Below are 5,766 nucleotides of genomic sequence, written 5' to 3'. Positions count from 1 at the left end.
CCCGCGTGAACTGAGTTGGCTGGCGTTTAACGGCCGCGTGCTGCAGGAAGCTGCGGATGAACGTAACCCCCCTATTGAGCGGCTGCGTTTTCTCGGTATTTATTCCAATAATATGGACGAGTTTTTCCGCGTACGGGTAGCCGATGTTAAGCGCCGTATATTGTTGAAAAAGTACCAAAGCAGTGAGCAGGAAGATGCCGAAGCCTTGCTGCATGAAATTCAGCAAACCGTATTGCAACTGGGTGCCCGCTTTAACGCGATTTATCTGGATATTCAGCTGGAGCTGCGTAAACATAATATCGAGCTGATTGATAACTTTAAACTGACTGAGTTGCAGTCCGGCTGGGTACGCAGTTACTTCCGCGAAGAGGTGCTAAAACACATTTCGCCGATGATCCTGTCCGGCGATGAGGTCAGTCTGCCCAAAGCGCTGGAAGACAACACCACCTATCTGATGGTAGAAATGACCGGTGCCAATAAACCTGAATATGCGATAGTGCAGGTGCCGACCAATGAGCTATCGCGTTTTATCGAGTTACCCCTGCATTTAAATACCCGCAAAAAGAATGGCCATTACCGCCGCCAGATCCTGCTGCTCGACGATGTGATAGTGCATTGTATTGCCGACTTATTTTCCGGCTTTTTCGAGTTTGACGCCATTCAGGCCTATTCACTGAAACTGACCCGTGACGCGGAATACAATATCAGCGACACCCTGGATCAGAGCCTGATTGACAAGATGTCAAAGGGCATTCGCCAGCGCTTAAAATCTGAACCGGTGCGGCTGGTTTACGATGCCGCCATGCCCGAGCAGATGCTGAAAGTGCTGTGCAAGCAGCTCGGTACCAGCTCGGTAGATTCGTTAATTCCCGGCAGCCGCTACCGTAATTTTAAAGACTTTATCGGTTTTCCGAATATCGGCCATCAAAGCCTGGAGTTCCCGACGCTGCCGCCGCTGAAAAACCCGGAGTTCGAGCAGTACGCCACCAGCTTTGATGCCATACGGGCCGGGGATATTTTGCTGTATTACCCCTACCATAACTTCGGTTATTTTACCGAGTGGGTACGCCAGGCGTCGTTTGACCCTAAAGTCACCCATATTAAAATGACCATGTACCGTGTTGCCAAGCATTCCCGGGTGATCCACTCGTTGCTTGACGCTGTGCGTAACGGTAAAAAAGTCACAGTGGTGGTTGAACTGAAAGCCCGTTTTGATGAAGAGAACAATATTAACTGGGCGCGCAAAATGACCGAGTCCGGTATCCAGGTAGTGTTTGGCTTAACCACGCTGAAAATTCACTCTAAATTATGTCTGATAAGCCGGATGGAAAAAGGCAAACTGATGCATTACGGCCATATCGGCACCGGTAACTTCAACGAGAAAACCGCGCGCATATATACCGATATGAGCCTGTTTACCTGCCACCAGGAAATTACTGCCGAAATTGGTCAGGTATTTGAATTTATCGAGTACAGTTACCGCCCCTATCAGTTTAATCACCTGATCGTCTCCCCAACCTGGAGCCGGCCAAGGTTGATGCAACTGATCCAACGCGAAATTGATTTTGCGGTAAGTGGCCGTAAAGCCGAGATTTTCCTGAAGGTGAATAATCTGGTCGATCAGCAAATTGTTGATCTGCTGTACCGCGCCAGCCAGGCTGGTGTGAAAATTCGTATTATCGTACGCGGCATGTGCTCGCTGATGCCGGGCATTGCCGGCAAAAGTCAGAATATTAAGATTATTTCGGTGCTCGACCGCTTTTTAGAGCACGCCCGCATTTATGTATTCCATAACGGCGGCGAAACCGATGTTTACCTGTCATCAGCTGATTGGATGACCCGTAATATTGATCAGCGGGTAGAGGTAGGTGTACCGATTTACGATGTGCGTTTAAAGCAGCAAGTGCTGGATACGCTGGATATTCAGTGGCGGGACAATGTAAAGGCACGTATTATTGATGCCAAACAAAGTAACGCCTATGTAAAACGTGGCAATAAACGCAGTATCCGCTCGCAGCAGCAGATCTACGACTATTTTGCCCGCCAGCAGGGGCAGCACAGCGACAGCGGACTTTAATGAACGATACCGTAAATGATACAGATCGCCCCGATCACCAAGCCTATATGGCCGCGGTTGATCTGGGCTCTAACTCCTTCCATATGGTGATAGCCCGGGTAGTAGATGGCGATATTCAGCTACTACACCGCGAAAAACAAAAAGTGCAGCTGGCCGAAGGCCTGAACGACCAGTTGGTGCTGAGCGAAGAAGCAATAGAACGCGGCCTGGCGGTACTGGCCCAGTTTGCCGACACACTAAAACCTTTTGCACCACAGTCTGTACGCGTAATTGCCACCTATACGCTGCGCCGGGCGAAGAACGCCGCAACGTTTTTGCGCCGCGCCAGAACAGTATTTCCGTTTCCGATAGAAGTGATTTCCGGCCAGGAAGAAGCCCGTTTTATCTATCAGGGCGTCGCACATTTTGAACATTTCAGTGGCCGACGGCTGGTTATTGACATTGGTGGTGGCAGCACTGAGTTTGCTATCGGCGAAGGGTTACAACCGCTTCGTCTGAGCAGCCGCAATATGGGTTGTGTCAGCTATGCGCTGCAACACTTTGCGCAAGGCCGTATCAGCGAGAAGCGTTTTGCCCGTGCTATTTTACAGGCAGAGCAAGAGCTGGAGCCGATTGTCAGCAGTTTTAAAGCCGCAGGCTGGCAGCAGGCCGTAGGCACCTCCGGTACCGTTAAAACCATTCGCGATATTATTATTGGCCTGGGCCTTAGCAGTAATGCGCTGGAACTGACGCATCTGCTGGCATTGAGAGATCATCTGATTGCGCAGGAGAACAGTTATCAGCTTGATTTACCCGGCCTGACCGATGATCGCAAGCTGCTTATTTGTTCCGGCCTGGCTATTCTGATCGCTGCTTTTAATCTGTTGCAGATAGACCAGCTGGTATATATCGATGCCGCCTTACGTGAAGGCGTACTGTACGAAATGAGTGACCGGTTACAGCATCTGGATATCCGCGAACACAGCGTCGCCAGCATGCAACGCCGTTACGATGTCGATATGGCGCAGGCCGAGCGGGTGCGCAATACTGCGCTACAGCTGTTCAGCCAGGTTCGCAGCGTATGGCAACTTAATGATGAAAACGCCATGCTGCTGGGCTGGGCAGCAACGCTGTACGAAGTCGGCCTGCATATTAACTCCTCAGGGGTGCAAAAGCACTCAGCCTACATACTGCAAAATGCCAACCTGCCGGGTTTTAACCAAGAACAACAACAGCTTATTGCCACCCTGGTAAGGTTTCACCGGCGTAAAATCCGCCTCGACGACATGCCGGCGTTTAGCTTGTACCAGCTATCACAGGTAGTGTGTCTTTTAGTATTACTACGTCTGGCAGTACTGCTTAACCAAAAAAGACGCGATGATTTATTGCCAGAGTTTACCGCCAATGCCGCTATGCAGGCGTTGGAGCTGAATTTAGGCCGCGACTGGCTAAGCCAGCAAAGGTTGCTGGCAGCCGATCTGGCGGCAGAGCAAAAAGCGCTGAAGAAAATTGCTTTTGTACTGGATTGCCCGGAATTGGCCGCCAGCAACACAGCACTAAGTTAGGCTAAACAGTGCCTCTGCGACCAAAGCGCTTGGCTTTTCCGGCCTGAGCGCTTAAGGTAATGCCACACCCCGTTAAGATGGAATTACTATGCGCAGGTCTCTGTTAAGTCTGGCTTTATTGCCACTACTTTCTTCTTTTTACACTGCTGCCGAGCAGCGACCAGAACTGACAAAGCAAATTGCTCAGGTAATGCCTAAAGTGATCAGCTGGCGCCGTGATATTCACCAGCACCCGGAATTATCAAACCGCGAAGTACGCACCGCAGCCAAAGTTGCCGCGCATCTGGAAAAGCTGGGCCTGGAAGTACGTACCGGTATAGCGCACACCGGTGTGGTCGGTATTTTAAAAGGCGGCAAAGACGGCCCTGTGGTAGCGCTACGTGCTGATATGGATGCGTTACCGGTTACCGAACAAACCGGTTTGCCGTTTGCCTCTAAAGTGGTTAGCGAATTTAATGGCCAGCAAACCGGGGTTATGCATGCCTGCGGTCATGACGCCCATGTTGCTATGCTGATGGGCGCAGCAGAAGTGCTGGCAAAACAGCAAGCCGACATTGCCGGCACCGTCATGTTTGTATTCCAGCCTGCTGAAGAAGGCCCACCGGCCGGAGAAGAAGGCGGTGCCAAAATGATGCTGGCCGAGGGCTTATTTGCTAACCCTACGCCGTCAGCGATTTTTGGCCTGCATGTCTGGCCTGGTGAAAGCGGCCAGCTACAGGTGAAAACCGAAGGCATAATGGCAGCAGCAGACAGCTTTCAGATCACCGTAAAAGGCAAGCAGGTGCATGGTTCATCGCCCTGGCGCGGTATTGATCCAATCAATGTGACTGGCCAGCTGATTAATGCAATTAACCTGATCCCGGCCCGGCAACTGGATGTTACTAAAGCACCGGCAGTGGTGTCGTTCGGTCAGGTGCATGGTGGTATCCGCTGGAATATTATTCCCGATGATGTGAAGCTTGAAGGTACTATCCGCACTTTTGACAGCGAGATGCGCGAAGATTTGATTAACCGTATGGCGCACACCAGTGAGCATATCGCCAAAGCCAGTGGCGCTGAAGCGGAGTTTCATGTGCATAACTTTGCTGCCGTTACCTGGAACGACCCGGCTTTAACAGCGTGGGCCATGCCGAGCCTGAAATGGGCCGCGGGTGATAAAGGCGTGGCGTCAATAAAACCTATTACCGGCGCTGAAGATTTCTCATTCTATCAGCAGCAGATCCCGGGGGTATTTTTCTTTCTGGGCATTTCACCGGAAGGTAAACCGCTTAGCGAAGTACCGCCAAACCACTCACCGCTGTTTGATGTGAATGAAGATGCGTTAGTCAATGGTGTACGGGCTCTGACGGGCTTAGCTCTGGATTATCTGGCGAAACCACCGGCAACGGAATAAGGAGTAGCAATGAACACACCTCAGCGCTGTCACTGGGTAGACTTAACCAAACCGGACTACGTGGCTTACCATGATACTGAGTGGGGCGTACCGGTTTATGATGATAATAAGTTGTTCGAGTTTCTGACGCTGGAAGCGGCTCAGGCCGGACTGAGCTGGTATACGGTGCTGAAAAAACGTGACAGCTATCGCGCAGCTTTTGCCAATTTTGACCCGGTAAAGGTCGCTGCCTTTGATGAGCAAAAAGCGGCTGAGCTGATGCAAAACCCCGGCATTATCCGTAACCGGCTGAAAATCGCGGCAGCGATTAACAACGCAGCCCGGTTTCTGGAAATTCAGGCCGAGTTTGGCAGCTTCAGTAACTATCAGTGGCGTTTTGTAAACGGCAGCCCACAACAAAACAGTATCGCCGGCCCGGCAGATTACCGCGCCACCAGCCCGGAGTCGGACGCCATGAGCAAAGACTTAAAAAAGCGCGGCTTTAAGTTTGTCGGCTCTACCATTATTTATGCCCATATGCAGGCCTGTGGCATGGTAAATGATCATCACAATGATTGTTATCGCAAAGTGCCTGTAGCCGGGTATAGCCGCCCTTTTGAGCCCAACCTATAGGCCAAGTAAAGCCTGGAGCTATTTTTTCCGGCTAACGCCTAGCACCAGCTCAGGCGGCAGTGTAAAAGAGAAACTACTGCCCTTCCCCGGTTCACTGAAAATCATCAAGCGGCTGTTATGGCGCGACAGCACATGCTTGA

General features: G+C 51.2%; 4 protein-coding genes. All 4 read left to right on the top strand.

Annotation, left to right across the window (positions count from 1 at the left end; translation table 11 throughout):
- Nucleotides 1-2,077, top strand: a 2,077-nt coding sequence (ppk1, locus tag VIN66_RS00340) for a polyphosphate kinase 1 (protein ID WP_331922135.1), incomplete at its 5' end; no start/stop codon positions are given.
- The gene (locus VIN66_RS00335; RefSeq protein WP_331922134.1) at nt 2,077-3,621 is read left to right on the top strand and encodes an exopolyphosphatase; all 1,545 of its coding nucleotides are present in this window, start codon (nt 2,077-2,079) and stop codon (nt 3,619-3,621) included. The genes ppk1 and VIN66_RS00335, both read left to right, overlap by 1 nt.
- Before the next feature lie 88 nt (nt 3,622-3,709).
- Nucleotides 3,710-5,014, top strand: coding sequence for an amidohydrolase (locus tag VIN66_RS00330; RefSeq protein ID WP_331922133.1), 1,305 nt, complete (start codon nt 3,710-3,712; stop codon nt 5,012-5,014).
- Between the two features lie 9 nt (nt 5,015-5,023).
- Nucleotides 5,024-5,626, top strand: a complete 603-nt coding sequence (locus VIN66_RS00325; protein ID WP_331922132.1) for a DNA-3-methyladenine glycosylase I — start codon at nt 5,024-5,026, stop codon at nt 5,624-5,626.
- Nucleotides 5,627-5,766 lie beyond the last annotated feature (140 nt).

The organism is Rheinheimera sp. (assembly GCF_036568245.1).
Lineage (GTDB): Bacteria > Pseudomonadota > Gammaproteobacteria > Enterobacterales > Alteromonadaceae > Alishewanella.
Note: the sequence above shows the minus strand (reverse complement) of the source record. Positions and strands in the feature narration are given on the sequence as shown.

Excerpts from the sequence above, each read along its gene's own strand:
- VIN66_RS00325 (WP_331922132.1), top strand. The coding sequence starts at position 5,024 with ATGAACACACCTCAGCGCTGTCACTGGGTAGACTTAACCAAACCGGAC.
- VIN66_RS00330 (WP_331922133.1), top strand. The coding sequence starts at position 3,710 with ATGCGCAGGTCTCTGTTAAGTCTGGCTTTATTGCCACTACTTTCTTCT.
- VIN66_RS00335 (WP_331922134.1), top strand. The coding sequence starts at position 2,077 with ATGAACGATACCGTAAATGATACAGATCGCCCCGATCACCAAGCCTAT.